The 25597-nt window shown below is 62.6% G+C and carries 26 protein-coding genes and 1 tRNA gene; 14 read left to right on the plus strand and 13 right to left on the minus strand.

Features of this window, described 5'->3' with window-relative positions; all coding sequences use genetic code 11:
• Nucleotides 1-24: 24 nt before the first annotated feature.
• Nucleotides 25-588: a DUF7097 family protein gene (locus tag C483_RS02300; RefSeq protein WP_006651728.1), complete on the plus strand. Its 564-nt coding sequence runs from the start codon at nt 25-27 to the stop codon at nt 586-588.
• A gap of 29 nt (nt 589-617) precedes the next feature.
• On the opposite strand, the gene C483_RS02305 is transcribed toward C483_RS02300, so the two are convergent.
• Nucleotides 618-815, minus strand: coding sequence for a DUF5800 family protein (locus C483_RS02305; protein WP_006651729.1), 198 nt, complete (start codon nt 813-815; stop codon nt 618-620).
• A gap of 157 nt (nt 816-972) precedes the next feature.
• On the opposite strand from C483_RS02305, the gene C483_RS02310 reads away from it, so the two are divergent.
• The 7 genes from C483_RS02310 (at nt 973) to C483_RS02340 (ending at nt 7934) form a co-directional block, all read left to right on the plus strand.
• Nucleotides 973-1836 carry a polymer-forming cytoskeletal protein gene (locus tag C483_RS02310; RefSeq protein ID WP_006651730.1) on the plus strand — a complete coding sequence of 288 codons (864 nt, stop codon included), beginning with the start codon at nt 973-975 and terminating at the stop codon, nt 1834-1836.
• Between the two features lie 147 nt (nt 1837-1983).
• Nucleotides 1984-2886 (plus strand): electron transfer flavoprotein subunit beta/FixA family protein, encoded by a 903-nt coding sequence (locus C483_RS02315; protein ID WP_006651731.1) that lies wholly within the window; start codon nt 1984-1986, stop codon nt 2884-2886.
• A gap of 2 nt (nt 2887-2888) precedes the next feature.
• Nucleotides 2889-4571 carry an electron transfer flavoprotein subunit alpha/FixB family protein gene (locus C483_RS02320; RefSeq protein WP_006651732.1) on the plus strand — a complete coding sequence of 561 codons (1683 nt, stop codon included), beginning with the start codon at nt 2889-2891 and terminating at the stop codon, nt 4569-4571.
• Complete coding sequence (locus C483_RS02325; protein WP_006651733.1) at nt 4564-6249, plus strand: FAD-dependent monooxygenase; 1686 nt, start codon at nt 4564-4566, stop codon at nt 6247-6249. Before C483_RS02320 ends, C483_RS02325 begins: the two co-directional genes overlap by 8 nt.
• Before the next feature lie 54 nt (nt 6250-6303).
• Nucleotides 6304-6732 (plus strand): hypothetical protein, encoded by a 429-nt coding sequence (locus C483_RS02330; protein WP_006651734.1) that lies wholly within the window; start codon nt 6304-6306, stop codon nt 6730-6732.
• Between the two features lie 132 nt (nt 6733-6864).
• The gene (locus C483_RS02335) at nt 6865-7506 is read left to right on the plus strand and encodes a helix-turn-helix domain-containing protein (protein ID WP_006651735.1); all 642 of its coding nucleotides are present in this window, start codon (nt 6865-6867) and stop codon (nt 7504-7506) included.
• Between the two features lie 53 nt (nt 7507-7559).
• Entirely contained in the window at nt 7560-7934 is a 375-nt protein-coding gene (locus C483_RS02340; RefSeq protein ID WP_006651736.1) for a HalOD1 output domain-containing protein, read from the plus strand.
• 60 nt (nt 7935-7994) lie between these two features.
• Here the strand turns inward: C483_RS02340 and phoU are convergent, their stop codons facing one another.
• Nucleotides 7995-8666, minus strand: a complete 672-nt coding sequence (gene phoU, locus C483_RS02345; RefSeq protein ID WP_006651737.1) for a phosphate signaling complex protein PhoU — start codon at nt 8664-8666, stop codon at nt 7995-7997.
• A gap of 123 nt (nt 8667-8789) precedes the next feature.
• Nucleotides 8790-9947: a glutathione-independent formaldehyde dehydrogenase gene (locus C483_RS02350; protein ID WP_006651738.1), complete on the minus strand. Its 1158-nt coding sequence runs from the start codon at nt 9945-9947 to the stop codon at nt 8790-8792.
• 153 nt (nt 9948-10100) lie between these two features.
• On the opposite strand from C483_RS02350, the gene C483_RS02355 reads away from it, so the two are divergent.
• The gene (locus tag C483_RS02355) at nt 10101-11009 is read left to right on the plus strand and encodes an HNH endonuclease (RefSeq protein ID WP_006651739.1); all 909 of its coding nucleotides are present in this window, start codon (nt 10101-10103) and stop codon (nt 11007-11009) included.
• A gap of 115 nt (nt 11010-11124) precedes the next feature.
• Here the strand turns inward: C483_RS02355 and pstB are convergent, their stop codons facing one another.
• The 4 genes from pstB to C483_RS02375 form a co-directional block, all read right to left on the minus strand.
• Nucleotides 11125-12186 carry a phosphate ABC transporter ATP-binding protein PstB gene (gene pstB / locus C483_RS02360; RefSeq protein ID WP_006651740.1) on the minus strand — a complete coding sequence of 354 codons (1062 nt, stop codon included), beginning with the start codon at nt 12184-12186 and terminating at the stop codon, nt 11125-11127.
• A gap of 143 nt (nt 12187-12329) precedes the next feature.
• Nucleotides 12330-13334 carry a phosphate ABC transporter permease PstA gene (gene pstA, locus C483_RS02365; protein WP_006651741.1) on the minus strand — a complete coding sequence of 335 codons (1005 nt, stop codon included), beginning with the start codon at nt 13332-13334 and terminating at the stop codon, nt 12330-12332.
• The gene (gene pstC / locus C483_RS02370) at nt 13331-14254 is read right to left on the minus strand and encodes a phosphate ABC transporter permease subunit PstC (RefSeq protein ID WP_006651742.1); all 924 of its coding nucleotides are present in this window, start codon (nt 14252-14254) and stop codon (nt 13331-13333) included. Before pstC ends, pstA begins: the two co-directional genes overlap by 4 nt.
• Entirely contained in the window at nt 14251-15300 is a 1050-nt protein-coding gene (locus tag C483_RS02375) for a PstS family phosphate ABC transporter substrate-binding protein (RefSeq protein ID WP_006651743.1), read from the minus strand. Before C483_RS02375 ends, pstC begins: the two co-directional genes overlap by 4 nt.
• Nucleotides 15301-15501: 201 nt before the next feature.
• Here C483_RS02375 and C483_RS02380 point away from each other — a divergent pair, with 201 nt between their 5' ends.
• Nucleotides 15502-16497, plus strand: a complete 996-nt coding sequence (locus C483_RS02380; protein ID WP_006651744.1) for a phosphate uptake regulator PhoU — start codon at nt 15502-15504, stop codon at nt 16495-16497.
• A 43-nt stretch (nt 16498-16540) separates the two neighbouring features.
• Here the strand turns inward: C483_RS02380 and C483_RS02385 are convergent, their stop codons facing one another.
• The 5 genes from C483_RS02385 to C483_RS02405 form a co-directional block, all read right to left on the minus strand.
• Entirely contained in the window at nt 16541-17458 is a 918-nt protein-coding gene (locus tag C483_RS02385; RefSeq protein ID WP_006651745.1) for a YncE family protein, read from the minus strand.
• Nucleotides 17459-17614: 156 nt separating this feature from the next.
• Nucleotides 17615-17941 (minus strand): hypothetical protein, encoded by a 327-nt coding sequence (locus C483_RS02390; RefSeq protein ID WP_006651746.1) that lies wholly within the window; start codon nt 17939-17941, stop codon nt 17615-17617.
• Nucleotides 17942-18133: 192 nt separating this feature from the next.
• On the minus strand, nt 18134-18508 hold the full coding sequence (locus tag C483_RS02395; protein ID WP_006651747.1) for a 30S ribosomal protein S8e: 375 nt from the start codon (nt 18506-18508) through the stop codon (nt 18134-18136).
• Between the two features lie 94 nt (nt 18509-18602).
• The gene (locus C483_RS02400) at nt 18603-19961 is read right to left on the minus strand and encodes an outer membrane protein assembly factor BamB family protein (RefSeq protein WP_006651748.1); all 1359 of its coding nucleotides are present in this window, start codon (nt 19959-19961) and stop codon (nt 18603-18605) included.
• Nucleotides 19962-20050: 89 nt separating this feature from the next.
• Nucleotides 20051-22306 carry an NADP-dependent malic enzyme gene (locus tag C483_RS02405; protein WP_006651749.1) on the minus strand — a complete coding sequence of 752 codons (2256 nt, stop codon included), beginning with the start codon at nt 22304-22306 and terminating at the stop codon, nt 20051-20053.
• 141 nt (nt 22307-22447) lie between these two features.
• On the opposite strand from C483_RS02405, the gene C483_RS02410 reads away from it, so the two are divergent.
• Complete coding sequence (locus tag C483_RS02410; protein WP_006651750.1) at nt 22448-22948, plus strand: phosphopantetheine adenylyltransferase; 501 nt, start codon at nt 22448-22450, stop codon at nt 22946-22948.
• 184 nt (nt 22949-23132) lie between these two features.
• On the opposite strand, the gene C483_RS02415 is transcribed toward C483_RS02410, so the two are convergent.
• Complete coding sequence (locus C483_RS02415) at nt 23133-23441, minus strand: hypothetical protein (protein ID WP_006651751.1); 309 nt, start codon at nt 23439-23441, stop codon at nt 23133-23135.
• Nucleotides 23442-23812: 371 nt separating this feature from the next.
• Here C483_RS02415 and C483_RS20335 point away from each other — a divergent pair, with 371 nt between their 5' ends.
• The 3 genes from C483_RS20335 (at nt 23813) to dacZ (ending at nt 25596) form a co-directional block, all read left to right on the plus strand.
• Nucleotides 23813-23986 (plus strand): hypothetical protein, encoded by a 174-nt coding sequence (locus tag C483_RS20335; protein ID WP_006651752.1) that lies wholly within the window; start codon nt 23813-23815, stop codon nt 23984-23986.
• A gap of 65 nt (nt 23987-24051) precedes the next feature.
• Nucleotides 24052-24136, plus strand: a tRNA-Leu gene (locus C483_RS02420).
• Between the two features lie 647 nt (nt 24137-24783).
• The gene (dacZ, locus tag C483_RS02425) at nt 24784-25596 is read left to right on the plus strand and encodes a diadenylate cyclase DacZ (protein ID WP_006651753.1); all 813 of its coding nucleotides are present in this window, start codon (nt 24784-24786) and stop codon (nt 25594-25596) included.
• Nucleotide 25597: the final 1 nt, after the last annotated feature.

Consider the following 25597-nt stretch of genomic DNA (forward strand, 5'->3'; position numbering starts at 1 on the left):
TTGCGACGCATTCTCGCATCGAGGATGGAGCGAACGCCCAACGGTACGCCCGTCGGCGTCGACGACCCCTACGAGTTCGTGGGTGTCTGTGACTACCTTACCGGTGAGGGAACGTGTCGGTACGCTTTCAACCACTACGAGCACGATCCCGAGTTCGCCCGCGAGCGCGCACAGGAAGACTACGAGTGCCCGATCGTCGACCCCGAGACGGACGACACCTGGGCCGATTGCCCACACTTTCGCGCGCGGAACCGTGATCGCGAGTGCGTCCGCTGTGGCCTCGGCGAAAAGCGACTCGCCCACGACGATGAGCGACCACTACTCGAGGAACACCACCTGTCCTATGCCCGCGACGGCGAGACGCTCTCCCACGAGATTACGATCTACCTCTGTCGGTGGTGTCACGCCAAGGTCCACAACTCCTGGGCGCGGATCACGGACGACGCCGCGCCGGACCCCGAGGCGCTGGCCGAACTCGAAGGTCGACGCAGTCGGGAACTCGAGGAGTTGGGTTTCGAGTCGGCAGCGGAGCGGTACGGGCGAGACGACCGAGACGAACGAAACGAACGAAACGAACGAAACGACTGAAACTAACGAAACCAGCGAGGCGAGGACGGTTAGTCGAGAATATCGCCGACGCGTCGTGGTTCGCCCTGCAGGTTCGGCTGGTCGGCGACGATTTTGAGGACCTCGTGGTCCGTTACGTCGTAGTAGGATTTCTCCGTCGCTTCCTCGATGAGTTCTCGTTCGAGGCGAAATTCGGTGCCTTCGTAGACGACATCGACGCCGTCGTCGTCGAACGCGAGTGTTGTCATGATCTGCCCTATGCCGTGGGGGGTGTAAAAGGAACCGGACCGACGGTCTCCGGTTCGTATTGCCGGCCGCCTCGGAGTGATGGCACACAAACAGGAGTCAGACGGACGGCAGACGACGCGCGAGGTTTATTACCGGCCACCCATATTGGATGTGAGTGTGGCCGGACATAGGGATCCGCTCGACGAACTCGTCGTCCCTGACGGGACCGAAGCCAAGGAAGTCGCCCTCGAGACCGACGGAGACGTGCTTATCGGGAGTCGCTCGACGATCGAGTTCGGCGTGCGCGGACGCAACGTGCTCGCCGGCGAAAACGTCACCGTCGACGGCGAGATCGAAGCCGAGGGCGACTGCCGACTCGACATGTGGTGTGACGTCGCGGAGAACGTCCTCGTCGGTCAAGACGCCTACATCGGCGAACGGGTCCACATCGCCGGCGAACTGAAGGTTGCAGGCGACCTCGACATCGGTGACGACGTCGACATCGAGGAAGGATTCGAGGCCAACGGCTGGATCGTCATCCGGAACCCGATGCCGACGATCGTCCTCATGTTCGTCTACCTCAAACACCTGCTTTTGATCGGCGAAGAGGATACCGCCCAGCGACTCATCTCCGAACTCGTCGACGAAGACGACGACGAGGACGACCCCGAGACCGACCCGCTCGTCATCCCGCGCAACGCGACCGTCGGCGACGACGCCTGGCGCGTCTCGACGCCCGCAACGCTTGGCGACGACTGTCGACTCCACGGCAACGTCCGCGCCGAAACGATCGATGTCGGCAGCGAGTGCAACGTGTTCGGTAGCCTCCGCGCCCGCGGCGACGTCACCGTCGGCGAGGAAACACGCATCCACGGCGACCTGACCACCCGCGAGGGCGACGTCGTGCTCACCGACGACGCACGCGTGCTCGGCGACGTCTCCTGTGCCAACCTCGAACTCGGCCCCGGTGCCGAAATCGACGGCACGATTCGCGCCGACGGCGAGATCACGATGGACACTGGCGAACGCGAACTCGAGTAAGGCCCGACCGACTGGGTCCAGATTTTCCTGCCCGCGGTCGGCGTACTGTCTCGCAGACGGATTCTCACCCCCAGTCTTAATAGCAGCACTGTGGATACGCGAGATGAGCATGCGAATGACAATCATACAACAGAGACGGAGGCGCGTATGCGGTCCGTCGTCCTGACCAAGGGCGTCCCGGACTTCTCGGACGGTGCCGTCTCGTTCGACGAGGACGGCCACCTGGAGCGCGGGAAGACACCGACGGTGATGAACCCGAACGACGCGTTCGCACTCGAGGCGGCCCTGCAGACGCGGGTCCGCCACGGCGGCCACGTCTCGGGGATGAGTATGGGGCCGCCGGGCTATGCGCAGGTACTCGAGGAGGCGATGGAAGCGGTGTACACCGACGACAGCTACCTCCTTTCGGACCGGGAGCTCGCCGCCTCGGACACGTGGGCGACGGCGATCACGCTCAGTGCGGGCATCGAGACCTATCAGGAGGAGATCGGCGACGTCGACCTGCTCTTTGCGGGGTTCAAGACGGCGGACGGCGAGACGGGCCAGACCGGGCCGCAGACGGCGTGGGCGCTCGACTGGCCGATCGTTACGCACGTCATCGCGCTCGATATCGACCCGGACGAGCGTCTGCTCCGCGCGAAGCGACTGGTCGAGGGCGACGTCGACGAGATTGAGACGGTCGAAGCACCGCTGCCGTGTATGGTCGTTACGGACCCCGAGTTCGAGCCGACCTACCGGAAGGCCTCGCACCGACTCACTCACAAGCGACTCCGCGAGGAGACCCAGAACCGTGCGGCCGCCCACGATCGGCACCTGACCACGTGGGATCACGAGGATCTGAATCTGGATCCGGACTACATCGGCCTCGACGGCTCGCCGACGATCGTCTCCTCGGTCGACCCGATCCCAAAGGCACCCTCTGAGCGGGAGGCGACGATGGTCGATCCCGGCGATTCGGAGGGGATGAACGAACTCCTTGGGGAGTTCCAGCCCTACGCGGCGGCGACGAACGGTGCAGACGGACCGAACGCAGCGGAGGGAGGTGACTAATCGTGGCACTCGATCCGGACGACTACTCGGTCGACGAACTGCGCGAGGAACTGGATACAATCGACGAGACCGACGAACTACAGGCGGTTCTCGAGGCCGAACAGGCGGGACGAGACCGGAAGACGGCTCGGGAAGCGGTCCACCGGCGACTCGAAGCTGTCGGTGCGGACGTCGCTGGCAGTGATGAAAGCAGCGACGGCGTCGAGGAGGGGACGGAAACCGAAGGCGAGTACGAGGAGACGAAAGAGACGGTCGGCGACGAGGCGGAAGGTGAGCCGGTCGACGAGGTCGATGACGAGGACGAACCGGCCGCTGACGACGAGGACGCCGCGGGAGAAGCCGACGGACCCCAGACCCGCGACAAGAAACACGTCCGCGCGCTCGCCGATGGCCACTACGAGGACATGTGGGTCTTCTGTGAGACCCAGCAGGGCGAACTACTCGAGGTCTCTCGAGAAATGCTCGGCAAGGCGCGCGAACTGATGGACCAGTTCGCCGAGGACTACGGGGTCTCCGCGAGCGAAGCGAGCGTAGGCTCGGAAGACGGAACGTCTTCCGGTGACGAGGAGCGCGTCGTCGCCTTCCTCATGGGCGACGACTGCGAAGGACTCGCCGAGGAGTGTATCGCTTACGGCGCTGACGTTGCGGTCTACCACGATGACCATAGGTTGGAACGGTTCCTGCACAAACCCTACACCGAAATTTCAGCGCACATGGCCCGCGGCGAGGGCACCGTCGAGAGCACCAACTGGCGCGAGTACGACAAGCCGCGCTACATCCTGTTCCCGGCGACGAACAACGGACGGGACCTCTCGGCGAAGGTGCAGGCCGAACTCGACTCCGGTCTCGCCTCGGACTGTTCTGACCTCTTCATCGAGGAGAACGAGGTCTCAAATCCCGTCAAGACTGGCGAGCCTGGCGTCAAGAAGACCTTTGAGAAGGTCCTGCACATGAAGCGACCCGATTTCTCGGGCTTCGAGTACTCGACGATCCTCTGTCTGGACAACCCCGGTCGGGAGTTCCACCCGCAGGGCGCATCGATCATCCCCGGCAGTTTCGACCCAATCGAACCCGACCACGACCGTGACGGACTCGTGATCGAACACGACATGGAACTGGACGAGGACTGGTTCCGCGTCGAGATCACGGAGTACGACCAACTCGAGGCCGGCGTCGATCTGACGGGCCACGACGTGGTCGTCTGTCTCGGTCGCGGCATTGCGGACGACCCCACTGAGGGGATAGAACTCAGCCTCGATCTGGTTGACGCCTTCGAGGACGCCGAACTCGGCATTACGCGGGGGATCGTCACCTCCTCCTACCAGTTCGACGGTCACGTCGAGCAGTACGCGAAGGAGGAGCGCCAGATCGGCGAGACGGGACAGGTCGTCGCGCCCGACCTCTACGTCGCAGCCGGCGTGTCGGGTGCCGTCCAGCACAAGGTCGGGATGGACGAATCGGATACCATCGTCTCGATCAATACTGACCCCGACGCGCGCATTCGGGACTTTAGCGACTACTTCGTTGAGGGCGACCTCTTCGAGGTTCTCCCCGAACTTACCGACGCAGTCGAGTCGGGTGAGCTGGCACCCGAAGCGGTCGCGGACGGGAGCGGCGACGGGTCGGAGGACAGCGAGCCAGATGCCGGTGCTGACACTACAACTGGAGGTGAGACCGATGACTGATTCGAACGAGACAGACCGTGAGCACTACGAGGCCGTCGTCGTCGGCTGCGGTCCCGGCGGCGCTGCGGCAGCCGTACGACTCGCAGACCACGGTATCGAAACGCTCGTCCTCGAACGAGGAACGGATGCGGGCTCGAAGAACGTCTCCGGCGGCCTGATCTACGCCGAGGACTCTGCTCCCTACACGATCGACGACCTGTTCGACGGCTTCCGTGAGGAGGCCTCCGAACGGCCCGTCACCGACTACTACATCCACAACATGGCCGGGAACAAGGTCAAGAGCTACGATCTGACCGACCTCCACGAGGACGACACCGACTGGTGTGACGCCGTCCTCCGTCGGCCGATGGACTCCTGGCTCGCAGAGCGAGTTCACGAGAAGACCAGCGAGACCGGCGGCGGCGTCCTGACGAACGTACGGGTGAACGGCCTCCTGCGTGAACGCGGTCGTATCGTCGGCGTCACCTGCGACGAACTCGATCCGATCGAGGCCGACATCGTCGTCGCCGCCGACGGTGTCAACTCCGAACTCGCCCGCGAGGCAGGTCTGATGGACTGGGAGGACCCGAACGAGTGGTTCCAGGGCGTCAAAGCCGTCGTCGAGATGGAGCCCGACGTGATCGACGACCGGTTCGATATCGACGAGGACGAAGGCGTCGCGCACCTGTTCTCGGGCGACCTCTTCGAGGACGTCCGTGGCGGTGGCTTCCTCTATACGAACGAGGACTCGCTCTCGATCGGGACCGTCTTCCACCTCGACAGCCTCGTCGAGGAGCAGGCCGAACCGCACGAACTGCTCGACGCCTTGCTCACCCATCCGCTGCTCGCGCGGTGGCTCGGCGACGAGTACGACGAGCGCGAGTATTCGGCGAAGCTCGTCCCGGACTCGAAAAAGGTCGCCCACCGCGAGCCGTACCGGGACCGACTCGTCCTGGTCGGCGACGCCGCGGGCCAGATGCAGGCCCAGGGACCGATCATCAAGGGAATGAACCACGCCGTCACGGCGGGCGCGCTCGCAGCCGACGCCTTCGCGGTCACGCGCGGGAACGCCGACCCGGCCGCTGCGGGTCGTCGGTACACCCAGATGCTCGAGGACTCGGGCACGATGGACAAGCTTCGGCCACGGCGATACGATCTCGCCCGAACCGTCGGTGAGCGCGACCGGGTGACAGACGCCGTCGAACGAGTGCTCGACTCGCGGGTCGGCTCGCTCGCGATCGGCAACCCGATCGCAGATCGACTGCTTCAACGGGCGTACAACTCGCCGTTCCTCGTCTCGATGCTGCCCGACACGCGAACGGGCTACGTCACTCTGCCGTCGATCATCGGGGAAGAGCACGGGCGAACGCTGCACTGGGAGAGTTCGGTCGAGCCGCCGTCGCTCGACGAACGAATCGGCGATCTCACCTACAACACGGATATCGGTAACCCACACATCGAAGTGCGAGACACGTCCTTCGAAGCCAGCGGCGCGGCAGTGTACGCCTGTCCGGTCAGCGCCGAAGACTTCGGCGGCGGCTGCTATCGCTCCGAGGAGGTCAAACGCAACGGCACCGCAGCAACCGTCGTCAGCCTCGACACTCAGCCCTGCGTCGAGTGTGGCACCTGCGCCGTCGTCGCCGATACCGAGTGGGAACACCCCCGCGGCGGCAAGGGCGTCGAGTTCCGTGAGGGGTGAGCGCAAGCATGCGGCAACTCCGGTGTCGTTCGCGGCCAGGCGGAGGCTCGCGCCATGAGTGAGTACGGCCCCCAAATCGCCGCACTCGCCCGCCGCGCCGAGCGCGAGTACGACGCCCTCTCCCGTGGCGATGACCCATCGGAACCGGCGTTCGCCTCCCAGTACCTCCGCGACGGCGTCGGCCAGGCCATCGCGGTCTACATCGACGCCCGCACCGGCGGTCAACCCGCTCCGCTCTCGCCAGCCGAACTCGACGCGCTCGAGTACGCGATGCATCGCTGGCTCGAGTGCTACGCTCGCTGCCACGGCGTAGTACTCGAGTCGGATGTCAGTATCCGGACGGCCGCGGAGGTGGTACTCGAGACGCGGACCATCGACGATGTTGGGCAGTTGGTGACGGGTGTGCCGTCGCGGTGTGGGGGTGAGCGTGAGCGTGAGCGTGAGCGTGAGCAAGAACGCGAGCGAGAACGTAAGTGTGAGTAGGGAGTGCAGCGCCACCAGCAGTGACCCGTGAGCGCTCGAACACCGGCCGGCACAGTGACGGAACCACGACAGTCACCACAACCGACCCGTCCGAACAATCATCGCCTTCGCGCACGGAGACGTACCGTACCCGTGTCCCTTATCGTCGAGTACGAACTGCGAACGCCTATCCTCGAATCGACGGCCCAAGTCGTCCGAAAGCTCGAGTTAGAGGAACTCTACGGCACACAGGACGGAACGTCGAAATTGCTTTTCTGGGCGTTCGCCGATGATTTCGACGCGTTCGAGGATGCGCTCACATCCGACGAGACGATCGAGAGCTACACGAGGCTCGAATCCTTCGGCGATCGCAGCCTGTACGGCGTCACACTCACCGATGAGGCCGCAGCAAAGCTGACCTACCCCCTAGCCGCCGAGTACAACGTGGCGATCACCGACATTACGGTCTCCGACAAGACGATCGTGAGCGCTCGTGTTCCATCCCGAGAGACCTTACTCGAGTACCGAAAGCGCTGCCTCGAGAAGGGAGTTGGATTCCAGGTACGCCGAATTTATCACGAACACGAGTCCGAGGCGAAGCAGTACGGACTCAGCGAGCACCAGCGCGAGGCGTTGCTGACGGCGCTCGAACGGGGATACTTCGACGTACCGCGGGCGGCGACGTTGTCGGAGGTTGCGGACGAACTCGGTATTTCGGATCAGGCGCTCTCTGCCCGGCTCCGGCGCGGACAGGCGAACCTGCTCTGGCACACGATCGCAGACGACCCTACTTAAAGGGTTGGCCACCCAATGAACGGGCTTTCCCCGCTCCCAGCCGTTCTTCAACTATGAAACAGCGAGCCCACTCGTCTACGTCAACGTCACCAGAAACGACCGAATCACCCTCCGAGACAGCTGACACGGCTGATCGGCCGACCGCTGACGACAACCAGTTCACCTTCCAGGCCGACACCGAACAGCCACCGAGCGTCGCGGTCATCTCTGCTATCGCCGCACAGGACGACCTCGACGTACTCGCCGTCGCAGACGAACTCGAGCCACTCTACAACGCCGTCGACCCGGCGGCACTGGATGCACTCTTTGCGGACTCGAGTGATGCGTCCGAACTCGACCGAGCTGGCGGCAGTGTGACGTTCGCCTACGCTGGCCGAACGGTGACTGTCGATACGACTGGTCGGGTTGTGCTCGAAGAGATGGAGTGACGGTGAGCGGTGCCCGGAGCACCCTCAAAATCGCTCAAACCGCCCAAATCGCTCAAACCGTCAGTAAATCAGTTCGTCGTCGTTTTCGACCATATACAGCGTCCGCGCGGCGATATTGACCGCGTGGTCACCCACTCGTTCCAGGTCACGAATCGTGAGCAACAGCCGCGAGACATCCTGGAGCAACTGCTCGACTTCGTCGGGGGACTCGAGTTCACGTTCGATGAGGTCGCGGACGACGATCTCGCTCGCCCGTTCGGCGAAATGGTCGAGGTCGTCGTCGTGCTCGGCGAGCTGTCGGCAGCCGTCGGTGTCTTCGGTGTCGTAGGCGACCATGGCGTCTTCGATCATCTCGAGCGTCATTTCGCCCATTTCCTGGACGTCGACATCCGGGAAGAGGTCGTGTTTGGCGTCGAGGGTGTACTCGCCGAGGTTGACCGCGAGGTCGCCGATTCGCTCCAGGTCAGTGATGATCTTGAACGAGGCGGCGATAAATCGGAGGTCGCTCGCGACGGGTTGCTGGAGCGCGAGCAGTTCGATACACTGCTGTTCGAGGTCGAGGTACATCTCGTTGACCTCGTTGTCGCCGGTGATCACTTCGTTGGCAAGGTCCTCGTCTTTTTGTTCTAAGGCGTCGAGTCCCATGCGAAGGCGTTCCATCACAACCTCGCTCATGTAGAGGATGTCCTCGCGGAGTTCCGCGAGCTTCTCCTGGTACGATTGTCTGGCCATACTGCAGACAGCACGCCGGTCACTGATAAATATTGGTAGCGGTCTGCACGTCGTGCACCGACTTCGATCGGCTGCAGGGATCGACGGCCGTCCCCGTAGCGGACCAGCCAGGAGTGGACGACCTCAGGGGGTGAGCAAAACCTTCGTCACGCCCTCCTCGCGCTCGTCGAACCGCTCGTACATCTCGGGCGCGTCGTCGAGCGAAACCGTATGCGAGACGAGGAAGCCCGGCTCTGCCCGCCCCGAGGTAATCATGTCTCGGAGCTTCCGATTGTAGCGCTTGACCGGACACTGGCCCGTTCCAAAGCGCAGTCCCTTCTCGAACGCCAGCCCCAGATTGATGTCGAGCGTTCCCTGCTCGTCGATCTGTTCCGGTGGGTCCGGCTCCTCCGAGATGTAGAGGCCGACGATACCGATCTTCCCGCTCGCCTCGACGGCCTGAATCAACTGGTTGACAACCAGTGACGGGTTCTCCCGCTCGTGATCGTAGGGGTGATCGCCGTCTCGCGCCCCGTCGATCGCCTGATATCCCACCGCGTCGACGCCCTTGTCGACCGGGTTGCCGTGGGCGTCGACGATCGCCTCGGCTGCGTTTTCCTCCTCGAAATTGATCGTCGTCGCGTCGCAGTACTCTTCGGCCAACTCGAGTCGACTCTCTACGCGGTCGACGACGTAGATCTCCGAGGCACCCTTGAGTTTCGCGCTGTAGGCGGCCATGAGGCCGACCGGTCCCGCGCCGTAGATGGCGACGGACTCGCCGGACTGCAGGTCGGCGAGTTCGGTGCCGTGCCAGCCCGTCGGGAACACGTCCGCGAGCATGATGAAGTCTTCCTCGTTACCCTCGTCGGGCAGCGTGAGCGCGTTGAAGTCGGCGTAGGGAACACGGACCTTCTCGGCCTGGCCGCCCTGATACGGCCCCATCTTGACGTAGCCGTAGGCACCGCCCGGCGTTTCCGCGACGGTTTCGCAGTAGCCGTAGTGGCCCTCCTCGCAGTTTTCACAGAAGCCACAGGCGACGTTGAACGGGAGGACGACGCGGTCGCCCTTCTCGAGCGTGTCGACGCCCTCGCCGGTCTCGGCGATTCGGCCCATAATCTCGTGACCGAAGACCATGCCCTGGTCTGCCCCCGCGCGACCTTCGTACATGTGGAGATCCGACCCGCAGATCGCCGTCGTCGTCACGTCGAGGATTGCGTCGTTCGGGTGCTCGATTTCGGGTTCGTCGATTTCTTCGATCGATACGTCGTGGGAATCGCGATAGACAACGCCTTTGATGGACATCTGTGACACCTGCAGGTGGCGACGCCAACCCTGTCCCTAAAGATTCGCGGTGCAGGTGCAACGGGTGTCGTGGGTCGGGACGGAGGGTGTACTAGCGAGGGCGATCACTGCCGATGCGTCTTTGCAACTCCGCCACGTAGGCGTTCGAAAGCGATGGCTGATGGGACCGTGTCCGGCGCGGATCGAGACGAGTCCGGTCGCAGGGGTGCCAGTGACCACAGCGACGGCGGCCATGGCGACGATGTCCGTAGCGGTGACAACCGCAGCGACGACAGCGATACCGATAACGGCTACAGCGACAACAGCAACAGCGACAACGGCGACAACAACGACAGCAGCGGCGGCGACGACAGGCAAGACTACCACGACCGCGGCTACGGCGACGGCTGGGAGGAACTCCGCCAGCAAACGCTTCGCCGAGACAACTACGCCTGCACCCGCTGCGGCGCAGACGACCGCACACTTCAGGCCCACCACATCGTACCACGCTCCGCCGGCGGCCCCGACGAACTCGAGAACCTCCTCACACTCTGTCGGCCCTGCCACGGTGTCATCCACCAGCACAACAACGCCTTCGACGACGTTCGCGACGACGCGCCGCTCTTTCCCGAGCGGACTGCACCCGATCCAGTCGCCCGGTTACGGACGCCAGCGGACCAGTGCTGTACACGCTGTGGGGCCGAACGCAGTGATCCGACCGAACTCGTCGCCTGGACGGACGTACCAGCCAGCGACGATGGTCGTCCGGCTCCGTCGCACGTCACCCTCTGTAAACCCTGTGCGGGGCTGCTGATCGAGCGCGATTCAGCGGTCGAAAAAGAGGTCCTCACCGCAAACCACACCATTTCGGTGCACGAACTCGCGGCCCGCCGAACCGACGCGCCCGTCCGACCCAGCGCCTTCGCGCTCTCACAGGTTGGGATTCGACGCGAGCCACGCACGCTCCGCGAACGCGTCGTGGACGATACACCACTCCGATTTCTGCTGAACCACCGTGGGATCCGTCTGGCGCTGCTCGTCGCCGTCGGCTACGTCGCACTCTTCGTGGTGCTGGCGCTGTAGCCAACCTGTGAGCGCGTGCGATCAGCCGTCGTGTGCTGTAAAAACGAGATGGAGAGGGACGGAACGACAAAACAGATCGCAGACCGCACTGCAACGCCAGAGAACCGCCTACCGCCTACCCGAACTTGCCCGTAATGTAATCCTCGACCCGGTCGCTCTCGGGATTCTCGAAGATCTTGTTCGTGTTGTCGAACTCGACGAGGTGGCCACCCGTGAGGAAGACCGCCGTCTTATCCGAGATGCGGGCCGCCTGCTGCATGTTGTGCGTGACGATCGCGACCGTGTACTCCTGGGCTAACTCCTCGACCAGATCCTCGATCTTCGAGGTCGCAACCGGGTCGAGCGCAGAGGCCGGCTCGTCCATCAGGATGACTTCCGGATCCGTCGCGATTGCACGGGCGATACAGAGACGCTGTTGTTGCCCACCGGAGAGATCCAGTCCGCTCTCGTCGAGCTGGTCTTCGACCTCGTCCAGCAACGCCGCGCGCTCGAGTGCGGTCAGTACTTTCTCCTCGATGTTGTCGTCCTTGCCCTGCACGCGGAGGCCGTAGGCGACGTTGTCGAAGATGCTCTTCGGGAACGGATTCGGCTTCTGGAAGACCATGCCGATCTTGCGCCGAAGGGCGACGGGGTCGACATCGTCTTCGTAGACGTTCTTCCCGTGGAAGTGGAGATCACCCTCGACGCGAGCCACGTCGATGAGGTCGTTCATCCGGTTGATCGAGCGCAGGAACGTCGACTTCCCACAGCCGGAGGGGCCGATGAGGGCCGTGACCTCCTTTTCGGGAATGTCCATGTTGATCCCGTGGAGAGCCTGCGTATCGCCGTAGAAGACGTCCAGATCGCGGGCTTCGATGACGGCGTTGTCGACCCGGGGAGAACCAAGCGGCTTGTCGCTAGCCGGCATTGCGAGACCGGCTCCTGACTCTCCGGCTGGCGTCGTCTCCGCATCAGTCTGCGTCGACGCGGCCGCACTGGCACTGGCACCGGCACCGGAATCGGCTCCCGACCTCTGTCGGCCCACCGATTCTGATTCGCTACTGGCCGCTGTGATTTCGGGCGATTTCGTGTTCGCACTCCCACGCGTGCCTGTGAGAGAGCCATCGTTCGCGTTCGGGCGGATCGACGACAGCGCCGATCGAAGTCCAGCTAGTCGACCGTCCGTCTGGTCGCTCATTACACCATTCCAGCGGGCGAATCCCTAAATACCATACTATGTCATCTATATAGTGCTATAGTCGGACACAGTGGCCGCGACAGCGGGAACTGGGCGAGTGGGGTACTCGAGTAAAAACTACTGACGGCGGTTGGCCAGCGTAACTACGATCGTTTGTCGTACTTGTTCCGGATGAGGATCGCAATCGCGTTCATGAGCAGGAGGATCGTCAGTAGGACGACGATCCCGGCTGCGGCGACGTGCTGGAACTCGGCTTCGGGCATCTTCGCCCACTCGTAGATCTGCATCGGCATCGCGCCGAACGAGCCAGTGGGGTCCGTCAGGTCCGGCGGGGTGAACATCGTCGTCGCAGCACCGACCATCAGGATCGGTGCGGTTTCGCCGATTGCACGGGAGAGCGAGAGGATGATCCCGGTCATGATTCCCGGCACGGCTTCCGGAAGCACGACGTTGCGGATGGTCTGCCACTTCGTGGCACCGGTACCGTAGGAGGCCTGTCGCATCGAGTCCGGGACCGCCCGCAGAGATTCCTGCGACTGGACGATGACGATCGGCAAGATGAGCAGCGTCAGCGTCAGGGCACCGGCGATGAGGCTCGCGCCGGTCTGCATGGCGCGGACGAACACGGCGAGCCCGAGTAGTCCGTAGACGATCGATGGAACGCCGGCGAGGTTCGAGATGTTTGCCTCGATGAACCGCGTCAGGCCCGAGTCAGGCGCGTACTCCTCGAGATAGATCGCCGCACCGACACCCAGGAAGAGGGTGAAGATCGCCGTCAGGATGATCAGGTAGATCGAACCGATGATCATCGGGTACATGCCGCCGGGTCCGGTCGACAGTTCGCCGTAGTTGCTCGGGACGTAATTCTCTGCGATCTGGGACGGCGGATACGTCAGGAACTCCAAGGTGAGCCAGCCACGGGCCTCGAGAAGGACGTCCGCGAGGAGGGCGACCAGCGCGACGATGCCGACCATCGTCGCGGCAAAACACAGCCCGAGGAAGATTGTTCCAAGCTGGTGTTTGCGTTTGATCGAGGAGCCGTCGAAGTCGAAGTCATCGCCGTCGGGGTCGAAGCCGTCGGGATCCCCGCCCGTACTTGTGGTCGAGGTCGTGGTCGTCGTGGTACTCGTATCCGTATTGGTACTCATTGGTACTCCTCCCGGTAGCGCGAGCGAATCCACATGCTGAGCACGTTCATCAGGAACGTCATCACGAACAGCGTCAGGCCGATCGCGAACAGGCTCTGGTAGCCGATCGAGCCGACCGAGGCGTCACCAGTCCCAATTTCGACCATGTACGCCGTCATCGTCTGAATCTCTGCGAACGGGTTCATCGTCACCTGTGCGAGTGCGCCCGCTGCGAGCGTGACGGCCATCGTCTCGCCGATGGCCCGTGAAATAGCGAGCACGTACGCGGCGAGAATGCCCGATAGCGACGCCGGCAACACGACCTGCGTCGAGACTTCGAGCTTCGTCGCGCCCAGTCCGTAGGCGGCGTTACGAAGCGAGTCGGGAACGGACGACATCGCGTCCTCCGAAATCGAGGAGACCATCGGGATGATCATGACGCCGACGACGATCGCCCCCGCAGCAGCGTTGAACGTTCCCGTGCCGGGGTAAATCTGCTGGAGAATCGGGGTGATAAACGAGAGCGCGAAGAAGCCGTAGACGATGGTCGGAATCCCCGCGAGGATCTCGAGTGTCGGTTTCACGACGCGGCGAACACGTGAACTCGCGTACTCGGAGAGGTAGATCGCGGTCAGCGTGCCGATCGGAATCGCGATCAGTGCCGAGCCGACCGTGATCATCAGCGTCCCCCAGACGAGCGGGAGCACGCCGAAACTCGGATTGTCGGCCGCTCGTGGCGACCAGTCGGTGCCTGTGAAGAACTCGGTGAGCGAGACGGTCGAGAAGAAGTCCGTCGCGCCGTTGACCAGGACGAGCACGATTGCAAGCGTCGTCGCGATGGTGACGGCGGCACATCCGAAGAAGATGTAGCGAGCGAGCCGATCCCCGATCGTCCCCACGTCGTTTCCGTTTCGGCTGAGATCTATGGGTTCCGTACTCATGTGTAGTCCTCGATTGCGCCTTCTAGCTTCTCGCGTTGCTCCGCGATGGTCTCGTCGGGAATCGCGTAGAATTTGACCTCGCGTGCAGTCTCCTGTGTGTTCTCGAGATAGAACCGAACGAACTCGCGGTACTCCGGTCGAGCGAGTTCGTCCCGCCGAACGTAGATGTACATCGGCCGAGAGAGTGGCTGGTACGCCTCGGCTTCGATCGATTCCTGAGTCGGAACGATACAATCGTCCCACTCATCGCCGAGGTCCTCACCGTCCTCGTTGTTGACACCGATGAGGTCGGCATCCTCTTCGTTCTCGTAGTAGTATCCAACCCCACCGAATCCGATCGTGTTCTGGTTGCCCCTGACGCCGCGAATAATGTTGTTGGTGTCTGGGGTTCCGCTGTAGTCGTTGCGGATGTTTCCGACAGCGCCAGTGATGTGTTCGGTAAAGTAGTCGAACGTCCCCGACGCGGAGTCACGACCGTAGAACGAAATGTCCTCGTCGGGCCAGTCATCATCGAGATCGGACCAGGTGTCGATCTCGGAGCCACGTTCCCAGAGATCGCCGAGTTCCTCGACGGTGAGACACTCACACCAGGTGTTGTCGGGATGTTTCAGGAGGGCGATGCCGTCGAGAACGACCTCGAGTTCGAGCCACTCGACGCCGTTCTCGCGGCAGTGTTCGGCCTCCTCGTCCGTGATCGGTCGACTCGCGTTCTGGAGCGAGATTTCGCGTCGGGCAAACTGCTGGAAGCCGGCACCAGTTCCCGAGGCGCTGACCGACGCCTGCACCTGATTGTTCTCCCACATGAACTTCTCGGCGACGAGGGCACTGTTCGGTCTGAGTGTATTCGAGCCGTCGATTCGAATCTCCCCCTCGAGCCCGCTGTCTTCCCCACGGGTGAGACAGCCTGCAAGGCCAGCGAGCGTCGAGCCGGAAACGCCGAGTAAAACGCGCCGACGGGTTGTCGACAGGGACTCGGACCGAGTCTGGGACCGAGACTGAGACCGCGACCCCCCGTCGGAGTTGCCAGTTATCGGCTCATTTCCCATCAGTTGACTAGTGTGGAGATAGCATCTAAATACCCTACTATGTTATCTATATATCCCTATATGGGCCAATCGATACCAGTGTGGGACAGTTCGCCACAATATCCTTACCCTCCTTAGAACCACCTCTCTGTGGGATAATTGCGTAATCTGGCTTCCTATAGATCCACGTGGATTTATGCATAGGCACACGAAATTGTGCCTATGGAGACGCGCAAGGTCCAGGTAACCGGCGGGTCAACGTATACGGTTTCGTTGCCCAAAACGTGGGCGACCGACAACGATGTGAGCGCCGGGACGACCGTCGAGTTCTACCCAGAGGACGATGCACTGTTGCTCACCCCCCAGAGCGAAACGGATCGCCAGGAAGGGACACTCGACGTCTCGGATCTCGAAGGCGAACGCCTGACTCGGGCCGTCATGACGATGTACGTCAGCGGCTTTGACATCATCCGCCTCGAGGCCAACCGAATCACGACCCATCAACGTCGCGCGATTCGCAACGCCACCCAAAGCCTCGTCGGCGTCGAAGTGCTGGAAGAAACCACCGACAGCGTCGTTATCCAGGACTTACTCGACTCCTCCGAACTCTCGATCGTCAACGCCGTCTCGCGCATGCGACTCATCGCGAGTTCGATGCTTTCGGACGCCGTCACCGCCCTCATCGAAAACGACGACGACATCGCCCACGACGTCATCCAGCGCGACGACGACGTCGACCGCCTCTGGCTCGTCGTCTCGCGCATCTTCCGCGCCACGCTTCGCTCCCCCCGCGCCGCCGAAGAACTCGGCGTCCCCCGCGAGGACTGCTTCGATTATCACTCGAGTGCACGCCAGCTCGAGCGGGTTGCCGATCACGCGGCGAAGATCAGCAATCTTGCGCTTAAACTCGACGAGATTCCGGAGCCGGTCGCGGAGGGGTTGGTTGCGCTGCAGGAGGACGCCTCGGACGTCCTCGAGAAGTCGATGGATGCGCTGGTTGCGGAGGAGTCGGCGGAGGCGAACGAGTTGGGCCATGCGGCTCGCGAGGCGGTGCTCGATATCGACGAGCATACGCGGACGATCGACGATATGTTGCGGGATCTCGAACCAGTGCAAGCGCAGTCGCTTGGGTTGATCGTGGACTCGTTATCGCGGAGTGCGGACTACGGTGGGAATATTGCGGAGACGGCGTTGCAGAAGGCAGCACCGCGGCCGTAGTAGGTTGTAGTCGTGGCGATAGCGTTCGAACTCCACGAAAGCCTTACCGGCTGAGGTAGGCGATCCCGTCCGGATGGAGACCGGTTTCGTACCGATCGATTTCTTCGAAGGCATCGACGTCGATGACGGAGACATCGTTCGTCTTGTTGTTGGCAACGAACGCCCGGTCGCCGTCGGGTGCGAAGGTAGTGCCGCCGGGCCAGATTCCAACGGGGATCCGCGCAATCTCCCACGGGCGGCGCTCGCCATCACGGACGTGCTCTGTGTCGATCACGGAGACGTCGTTGGATTCTCGATTCGGGACGAACCCGTAGCGTCCGTCCGGCGAGAGAACGACCCGGATCGGTGTCTCACTCAACAGCGCGACGTTCTCTTCTTCCAGGCTATCGGGATTCAGTACGGTAAGGCGACCGTCGTCCTGATTGGCGACGAGCACCTGCCCCGTCTCGGGGTCGACACCGATCCCTTCCGGACTCTCGCCGACTGGTGGATCACCGACGATTCGCCGCTCGTCGGCATCGATTACGGTGACGTTGTCGCTGCCGATGTTCGCAACGTAGGCTCGCTCCGCATCCGGCGAGAAGGTGACCATGTGGGACTTGTCCTGATACGTCGGAAAATCAGCTAGCAGGTCCATCGTTTCGACGTCGAAGACGAACATGTGGCTGCTGTAGGTCGATGCCAGCCAGAGTTCTCCTGCTGACTCACGGACTGCAAGCCCGTGTGGAAAGTCGAAGTGGTCGTGCTCAAAGCGATCAACGACCTCGTGGGTGTCGTTGTCGAGTGCAAGCAGCGATCCGCCGAGTGAACAGGTAACATACGAGCGCGCCCCGTCCGGCGAGACTGCCACTTCGTGGGGATTGAAATCCGTCTCGACGGTCGCGGTCGTTTCACCCGTTTCCGGGTCGATGTACGAGACTGTGTCAGCGTCCTTGTTGAGAACGATCAGGCGGTCGTCCATGAGTGAGTCTTTCACACAGATCCGATAAACGTTGGTGTGCCGGAACCGACCGCGACGCTATCGGTGGCCACCGAAACTGACCGACGGCCGTCGGCGCAGAAATCAATTGAAAAACGGTGTGGAACTCGCTCGCACTTGCCGGGGACGGCGTTCAGTTTACAGCCACCGATCAGCAACGCGACCGGCCAGTGGGCCGGTGTCCAACTCGAGTTCCTGATGGAACAGGTACTGTGCAAACGCCGGCAACGCGGCGGTGATGCCGATAACGCCGACGACAGTCATCGGGGGGACAGTCGCGGTAGCGAGTGCGATCAGTCCGCCGAGACCGAGCAGCGTGATCAGCAGGACGCTGGCTAAATACAAACGCGACCGTACCGGGGCGGCAGCCGTCTCGGCGGCATCGTAGAGCGTGTACTCGTACAGACAGAGCACGCCCGCGAGCACGAGGAAGGCCGAGAGGACACCGGCAAACAGGGCGATCATTGTGTACGCCGATGTTCGTTCTCGCCCGATATAAAAGTGGGCTGTCACGCCGTGAGCGGCTTCGTTCTCACGTGTTGGCGTACGCAGGCCCGGCGAGCACAGTCGCTCACAGGTGTGCAGTCTGAGGGAGGATAAGCTGTGAGAACCCGGACACCGGAAATTTGGATCCGGACTCGAGCAGCAACGGTAGTGTTAGTTGTCGAGCAGAACGGCGTTGACCTGTCCGGTCTGGCCGGGACGGGACGTGACGCGGGCCTCACCTTCGGAGGTCGCGATGACGGCGCCCTTCGTGATGATGTTTCGGCGGACGTAGTTCGGGTTGGCGTCGTTCTCGACGACGTCTTCGATATCGGCCGAGAGCGTCTCGTCGCCGGCGTTGACGCTTGCCACGTTCGTCGCGAGTGCGCGCGTCTTCGTGTCGTTCCCGCGAACGTCGACGGTGCGGAAGCGTGGTTCGCCGACCTGCGTTTCGGTAGGCTGTCGACCGAGTTCGTCCTTTCGGCGATTGCGAACGTTCTTCAGTCGACCGCCGGTGCGCTTTCGCGTAGAGCGTCCCTGATCTTGCATACGCGAGGACAGTCCCGGCAAATACTTGAATGCACGCTTTCGCATCGGCTGGGACCGGCTGCTCCCCGTCGGGTCATATCGGCCCGAACGGCGCTTACTCGTCCGAAACGAGACAGTACGCGTGCCCTGGTTCCTCCATCACCGTCTCGGCATCGTCGTAATAGTTCGAAAACGCAGCGCGCTCCGCATAGTAGATCCGTCCGTCGACCGGAACCGGCGCGCTGGTGACGCGACCCCGATTTTCGACGCGCCAGCGTCGGTCACCCGTTTCCTTGTCCAACGCGTACAGATACGAGTCGTACGAGCCGGCGAGCACCGTCTCTGCCGTGACCGTCAGCGCCCCGATCACGCGACCGTTGACATCTGCCGACCAGATTTCCTCGCCCGACTCGGCGTCGAGCGCGTAGACGTAGTTGTCATCGCTCCCCATGTAGACGATTCCCTCCGCCACGTCGACCGCCGGATTCGACATGATCGAAGCTCCCGTCTCGAACGACCACACCTCTGCGCCATCCTCGAGATCCAGGCAGTAGAAGTGGTTGTCCCAGCTCCCGACGTATCCGTAGCCGTCGTAGGCTGCAACTGTCCCTTTGATCTGTGCGCCCTCGCGGAACGCCCCGTCCGCCCGCTCCCGGCCGTCGGCGTCGGCCTGGTATTCCCAGGTGTACACGAGTGCCGGGAACTCCCAGCCGTAGACGACGCCGTCGTTCGAGCCGCCGACCATCCGGCCGGTTTCGAGGTCGATCGTCGGCGAGGGGTGGGGTTGGCCCCACATCCGGTCGTCGTACCAGAGCGGGTCGCCGGTGTCGGGGTCGATAGCCCAGATGGTACCGGTGGAGGGCGAGCCGTACTCGGAGACGACGTAGAGGGTGCCGTCGTGGAAGGCGGGACTCGAGCCGATGGCGAGCGCGCCGTGCAAGTCGTCGGCGCGGGTACGCCAGACGATATCGCCGCTGTCGGTGTCGAAGGCGTAGAGGTCGCCGTCGTAGCCGCCTATGTAGGCGGTGTCGCCGACGATGGCCGGCGAGCCGTGAAAGCCGAGGTCCGTCGCGCCGGTGAGCGTGGACCACTGCAGTTCGCCCTCGGGCGTATAGGCGTGAACCCAGCCGCTGTCGCCGGCGATGATGATCGTCTCGCCGTCGGGCGTCGGCACGGGGCTCGATTTGGCGGCGGTGTGGGTGACGTAGTTGACCGGGAACGACCAGTTGACGCTGACCGAGTCGGGGACGGTTTCCTCGGGATAGTACCCGAGCCGACGGAGCCCGTTCTGGAAGTGTGAGACGTCTTCGGTGCCGTCGAGTCGGTCGCCAAGCGCGGTCGGCAGGCTTACACAGCCCGCGAGTCCGCCGAGGGCTGCTGCACCGACTGCGCCGAGAAGTTGCCGTCGCCCAAAATCAGCGGAATCAGGGCTTCGGTCGGCAGCTGCTGTCGGCGATCGGTTCGTGGGTCCCATGTGGTACTCGTCTGAGAGCACGACGGATGGACGCTAAAGACCGACGATTCGCTGCACTCGGCGAACGATACGCAAAAAGAAGTCCGTTGCTACTCCTCCTGGGCGTCCACGACTGCGACGCTCGCGAGATTCACGATGTCCTTGACCTCGTCGCCCCGCTGGAGGACGTGGACCGGGCGGTCCATTCCGACGAGCATCGGGCCGATGGCGTCCGCGCCGCCGAGGCGCTGGAGCAGCTTGTAGCCGATGTTGCCCGACTCGAGGTTCGGGAAGACGAGCACGTTCGCGGGTTGGTCGAGCTCCGAGAAGCCGTAGGTTCCCTCCAGAATGTCGTCGACGACGGCGGTATCGGCCTGCATCTCGCCGTCGACGGGGAAATCGACCTCGGGGTCGTCTTGCAGCATCCGCGCCGCGTTTCGCGGTTTGCGAGTGCCCTCGTTGTCGACGCTGCCGAAGTTCGAGTACGAGAGCAGGGCGGCGCGGGGCTCGACGTTGAACCGTCGGGCGAGCATGCCGGTCTGTTTCGTCACCTCGGCCAGCACCTCCTCGTCGGGGGCCTGATTCACCGTCGCGTCGGCGACGAAGACGACGCGGTTCTTGAACGTGAGCATGTAGACGCCGGCGGCGTAGTCGACATCGTCCGCGGTGCCGATCACCTGCAGCGGTGGCCGGAGTGCGGACGGGTAGTGGTGGGAGAGCCCGGTCAAGAGCGCGTCGGCGTCGCCCTGTTCGACCATGACGCTCCCGAAGTAGTTCGAATCACCCTCGATGAGTTCGCCGGCCTCGGTTCGCGTAATACCCTTCCGGGAACGCAGTTCGTGCAGCCGGTCGGCGTAGTCCTCGTAGTCGCCGACGGTGGGGTCTGCGACCTGTGGTGTGAAATCGAGGCCGAGGCTCGAGGCCGTCTGGCGAATCTTGGACTCGTCGCCGATGAGGATCGGAACGGCGATTCCCTGCTCCTGAATCTGGTAGGCCGCTCGAATCATCTTCTCGTTCTCGCCCTCTGCGAGCGCAACGGTCTTCGGGTCGCTCTTTGCCTTGTTGAGGACGACGCGCATCATCTCGCGGGATTTGCCGAGGCGGGCCTCGAGTTCCTCCTCGTACTCGTCGAGGTCGAGGTCCGTACGGGCTGCGTCGGATTCGATGGCGGCCCGAGCGACTGCGGGCGCGACCTGAAAGAGGACGCGCGGGTCGACCGGCTTCGGAATAATGTAATCCGGTCCGTACTGGATCGGGTCGTCACCGTAGGCCTTGACGACTGCGTCAGGGACGTCCTGACGTGCGAGGTCTGCGAGCGCTTCGGCGCAGGCCACTTTCATCTCCTCGTTGATCTCCGTCGCACGCACGTCGAGTGCGCCGCGGAAGATGAACGGGAACCCGAGGACGTTGTTGACCTGATTTGGGTAATCAGAGCGCCCGGTCGCCATGATCACGTCGTCGTCTCGGGCCGCCTTCGCCTCCTCGTAGCCGATCTCCGGATCGGGGTTGGCCATCGCGAAGATGATCGGATCGCTGGCCATCGACTGGACCATCTCCTGGGAGACGAGGCCGCCGATCGAGAGGCCGACGAAGACGTCTGCATCTTCCATCGCGTCCGCGAGATCGCCTTCGGGTACGTCGCGGGCGAACTGCTGTTTGTACTCGTTGACGCCGTCGTCTTCGGCGCGGGCTTCGGTGATGATGCCCGAGGAGTCACACATCGTGATGTTCTCGGCTCGGCAGCCAAGCGAGACGTAGAAACGCGCCGTCGCGATCGCGCTCGCACCCGCCCCCGAGAAGACGATCTCGAGGTCTTCGAGGTCCTTGTCCGCGATGTCAGCCGCGTTGAGCAGCGCCGCACCGGAGATGATCGCGGTCCCGTGCTGGTCGTCGTGGAACACCGGAATGTCGATCTCCTCGCGCAGACGCTCTTCGATCGTGAAACAGGCCGGTGCCGTGATATCCTCGAGATTGATGCCACCGAAGGTCGGCTCCATCATTTTGACTGCCTCGACGAACTTGTGGGGGTCTTCCTCGTCGAGTTCGATGTCGAAAACGTCGATGTCGGCAAAGCGCTTGAACAGCACGCCCTTGCCCTCCATGACCGGCTTCGATGCCTGTGCACCGATATCACCGAGTCCGAGGACGGCAGACCCATTCGACACGACGCCGACGAGGTTCCCCTTCGCGGTATACGTGTAGGCGTCGGTTTCGTCCTCCGCAATCTCCATACAGGGGGCAGCCACGCCGGGCGAGTACGCAAGCGAGAGATCCCGCTGCGTGTTCGTCGGTTTCGTCGTCGAAATTTCGATTTTACCCGGCGGATCTGTCAAGTGATAGTCTAAGGCATCCTCGTCGAGTCCCATATCAGCCACAGTGCGGGCGACCACTAAAAACAATGCGAAGGCGGATATCGACAAGTGTCGAATATTGCCGTCGTGGATTGGCCCCACTTCCGTGTCCCCTGTTTCGACCGTTTTATACGGACCGCGCCAGTCAGGTGGGGTATGGACGTCGCGCTTGGTGGGACGTTCGACCCCGTTCACGACGGCCACCGTCGGCTGTTCGAACGGGCGTTCGAACTCGGAGACGTCACGGTCGGCTTGACCAGCGACGAACTCGCCCCGCAAACACGACACGTAGAACGACGGGTCCGCCCGTTCAACGAGCGACGGGACGACCTCGCGGCCGAACTCGAGTCCATTGCTGCCGAGTACGACCGCAGTTTCGAGATCCGAACGCTCGAGGAACCAACCGGAATCGCGACCGAAGAGCCATTTGACTATCTGGTCGTCTCCCCCGAAACCAAAGCCGGCGGCGAGCGAATCAACGACATTCGTCGCGAACGTGGCTACGACCCACTCGAGGTCGTCGTCGTCCCACACCTGCGCGCCGACGACGGTGACATCATCTCGAGTACCCGTATCGTTCGCGGTGAGATCGACGAGCACGGGACCGTACTCGAGGACGACGACGGGAGAACTGACACCACCGACGGCGCATCGTAACGCCACTGTCGCTTACTGCTCGTTCGTGACTCCGTCTTCTGCTCCAACCTGAGTGTGATCGCTGTTCCAAGGTCACCCAACCCGTTTCCAATGGCAACTACAGTCGGCTACTAATACGGTCTTTCCTCCGCGTATCATACACTTACGACGCACAACAGTCGCTGGATCCGAGATACTGCGCTCCCTACCAGCGTGGCGGCTCGAGTCCGGCCTCCTCGAGTCGGTCCTTCCAGCGCGTTTGAATCGAGAGTCTGGAGACGTCCGCGGCGTCGGCAACGGTCCCCTGGGTACACCCCTCGCCAGCGACGAGCGCACCGGCGTAGATACTGGCGGCGAGGACCGCTCGTTTCGATCGATCCGCGTCCGGCACGTCCATGAGAAAGAGCTCTGCAGCACAGGAACGGGCCTCCTGTGTCAGTTCGAGCCGATCTGCGACCTGTTCGAGTTCGGCCAGCCACGGTTCGTACTCGAGTCGGTCGCGGGCGCTGTGCATACACCGGTGTATCGCGTGATCAGGGATAAACCTGCGGACGAGCTGTGTGGATGAGCGGGCCTGCTGTCGATAGCTGATTCTGCTGTGTATTGACGAGTGATTCGACCGACTGACTGTCGTGTGTGAGTGACCAGTAGCTGGCGTCTGGACGCTGTGTAAGCGGTACCAGTTGGTGATGGATGTGATCCGTTTCATATCGTTGCCGGTCCCAATAGTGCGCTACTTGGGCCAACGTTCAGCTACGAATATCTCGGCGAATCAGCCGTTCTCCTTGGATTTCACTAGGAGACAACTACTAAAGCCCGGGAATCGCCAAGCACTGAGCAGCGTCGGGTTCCGGTCTCGGCACGGCTGGAGACCTGCGTCACGCCATGAAGGAACCAACCTGCAAGCTCGTCTGCACTGGCTGCGGTCTCGAGATGCCGTACCGAGACCGGGCGCTGGCCGAGCAGGCGGCAGAGCTACACCAACTTCGCGATTCGGAGCACGTGACCTTTATCGTCCCTCCGGACTGGTCGCCCGAGGAGCCGGTCAAACATCAGTGACCGAACCCGGGAGCCGTACTGCGGACCGACAACTACTTACTGGACTCGTGAAAAGCGATGGGTGCGCGCGGGTAGCCAAGCTAGGCCAACGGCGCAGCGCTTAGGACGCTGTCTCGTAGGAGTCCGCCGGTTCGAATCCGGTCCCGCGCATGGTTCTGCGTCGAGTAAATTCGCGAGCCGCAGGTTCTGCATCGGGCCGGATTTGTGGCCCAGAGGGCGAGCGAAGTGGTGTCCTCGCGGTTCGAATCCGGTCCCGCGCATTCTCAGCGAACAATACCGTGAGCGGAGACTGCGGTCGGCGGATTCGAACGAGAGAAGACGCGCGCAGCACCGCGAGCACGTCTTCGCGTTGTTCGAATCCGGTCCCGGTATTCCTGTCGCGAGCAACTCGGCGAGCGACAGGAATCGGATGGCCGGTTCGAATCCTGCAAGTCGCAGCGCTCGAGCTGCGCGAGGGCGACCGTCTTGCTTGGGTTCGAATCCGGTCCCGCGTTCGCACTCTGGTCATCCTACTCGAGTGCCCCTCGCTCGCCGGTCGATACTCGAGTGCACCCTCCATTTTCTTCCCACCTTCCCACTTCGCTCTCACCTCGCTACTCGAGTACTACACACTCCGCTGCTCGAGTTCCCCACAACTGCGTCCCACCGAAGCGTACTGGTGTCGCTCTCCACCAGTTCCCAACCCACAGACCGCTACCTACTCAGCACCCGCACCCTTTTAACCCACAGCATGTCGTGGCAGACACACGTCTGACGCTCCATAACGCTTATTCGCGCGCAAACGGCTTGTATGAGCAATGGCCGGGTTAGACGATGTGTTCGGGCAACTCTTCTCGAACGCCGATGCAGTCGTTCTCTTTTCACCGAGTAGCTCCGTCTACGAGCGCTGTCGAGAGCTTGAGGATCTCGACACAGTCGTCGTCGGAACGGACAACGACATCGGCGCCGACACCTTTGTCGAGCTCCCACTCGAGTTCGAGGACGTCTCGGAGCGGATCGACTTTGGTCTCGAGGGGGCGCTCGAACAGGGTGTACTCGAGGACGGTGACGAACTCGTCTGTGCGACGAGCGTGTTCAGTGACGAGATGGACACGGTGTCGCGCGTGCGAGCGATCGCGGACGAACGGACGGGAATTTACGATCTCTTCACGAAATCGCGCGCGGAGCCGGCGGTGATCAAGTCGGTTCTCGAACTGGCGATCGAACTCGGAAAGAAAGGGCAGAAGGGCAAGCCAGTGGGCGCGCTGTTCGTCGTCGGCGATGCAGGCAAGGTGATGAACAAGTCCCGTCCGCTGTCGTACAACCCGTTCGAGAAGTCCCACGTTCACGTCGGTGACCCGATCGTAAATGTGATGCTGAAGGAGTTCTCGCGGCTCGACGGCGCGTTCGTCATCTCGGATGCGGGGAAGATCGTTTCGGCCTACCGGTACCTCGAGCCGTCCGCAGAGGGGGTGGACATTCCGAAGGGGCTCGGCGCACGCCACATGGCCGGCGGTGCGATCACGCGCGATACGAACGCGATCACGATCGTGTTGTCGGAGAGTGATGGGCTCGTGCGGGCTTTCAAGGGTGGCGAGCTCATCATGGAGGTTGATCCGGAGGCGTACTGAC

Source organism: Natrialba hulunbeirensis JCM 10989, from assembly GCF_000337575.1.
Classification (GTDB): domain Archaea; phylum Halobacteriota; class Halobacteria; order Halobacteriales; family Natrialbaceae; genus Natrialba; species Natrialba hulunbeirensis.

Bases quoted from the DNA above. Each gene is read 5' to 3' on its own strand.
- C483_RS02390 (WP_006651746.1), bottom strand. From the start codon at position 17,941: ATGATCGCCCTGTTTGCCGGTGTCCTCTCGGCCTTCCTCGTGCTCGCG.
- C483_RS02380 (WP_006651744.1), top strand. From the start codon at position 15,502: ATGGAGACGCGCAAGGTCCAGGTAACCGGCGGGTCAACGTATACGGTT.
- C483_RS02405 (WP_006651749.1), bottom strand. From the start codon at position 22,306: ATGGGACTCGACGAGGATGCCTTAGACTATCACTTGACAGATCCGCCG.
- C483_RS02355 (WP_006651739.1), top strand. From the start codon at position 10,101: ATGGCTGATGGGACCGTGTCCGGCGCGGATCGAGACGAGTCCGGTCGC.
- C483_RS02340 (WP_006651736.1), top strand. From the start codon at position 7,560: ATGAAACAGCGAGCCCACTCGTCTACGTCAACGTCACCAGAAACGACC.
- phoU (WP_006651737.1), bottom strand. From the start codon at position 8,666: ATGGCCAGACAATCGTACCAGGAGAAGCTCGCGGAACTCCGCGAGGAC.
- C483_RS02410 (WP_006651750.1), top strand. From the start codon at position 22,448: ATGGACGTCGCGCTTGGTGGGACGTTCGACCCCGTTCACGACGGCCAC.
- C483_RS20335 (WP_006651752.1), top strand. From the start codon at position 23,813: ATGAAGGAACCAACCTGCAAGCTCGTCTGCACTGGCTGCGGTCTCGAG.
- C483_RS02300 (WP_006651728.1), top strand. From the start codon at position 25: ATGGAGCGAACGCCCAACGGTACGCCCGTCGGCGTCGACGACCCCTAC.
- C483_RS02385 (WP_006651745.1), bottom strand. From the start codon at position 17,458: ATGGACGACCGCCTGATCGTTCTCAACAAGGACGCTGACACAGTCTCG.
- pstA (WP_006651741.1), bottom strand. From the start codon at position 13,334: ATGAGTACCAATACGGATACGAGTACCACGACGACCACGACCTCGACC.
- C483_RS02305 (WP_006651729.1), bottom strand. From the start codon at position 815: ATGACAACACTCGCGTTCGACGACGACGGCGTCGATGTCGTCTACGAA.
- C483_RS02350 (WP_006651738.1), bottom strand. From the start codon at position 9,947: ATGTCCATCAAAGGCGTTGTCTATCGCGATTCCCACGACGTATCGATC.
- C483_RS02395 (WP_006651747.1), bottom strand. From the start codon at position 18,508: ATGCAAGATCAGGGACGCTCTACGCGAAAGCGCACCGGCGGTCGACTG.
- C483_RS02415 (WP_006651751.1), bottom strand. From the start codon at position 23,441: ATGCACAGCGCCCGCGACCGACTCGAGTACGAACCGTGGCTGGCCGAA.
- C483_RS02330 (WP_006651734.1), top strand. From the start codon at position 6,304: ATGAGTGAGTACGGCCCCCAAATCGCCGCACTCGCCCGCCGCGCCGAG.
- C483_RS02325 (WP_006651733.1), top strand. From the start codon at position 4,564: ATGACTGATTCGAACGAGACAGACCGTGAGCACTACGAGGCCGTCGTC.
- C483_RS02315 (WP_006651731.1), top strand. From the start codon at position 1,984: ATGCGGTCCGTCGTCCTGACCAAGGGCGTCCCGGACTTCTCGGACGGT.
- pstB (WP_006651740.1), bottom strand. From the start codon at position 12,186: ATGAGCGACCAGACGGACGGTCGACTAGCTGGACTTCGATCGGCGCTG.
- dacZ (WP_006651753.1), top strand. From the start codon at position 24,784: ATGGCCGGGTTAGACGATGTGTTCGGGCAACTCTTCTCGAACGCCGAT.
- pstC (WP_006651742.1), bottom strand. From the start codon at position 14,254: ATGAGTACGGAACCCATAGATCTCAGCCGAAACGGAAACGACGTGGGG.
- C483_RS02400 (WP_006651748.1), bottom strand. From the start codon at position 19,961: ATGGGACCCACGAACCGATCGCCGACAGCAGCTGCCGACCGAAGCCCT.
- C483_RS02375 (WP_006651743.1), bottom strand. From the start codon at position 15,300: ATGGGAAATGAGCCGATAACTGGCAACTCCGACGGGGGGTCGCGGTCT.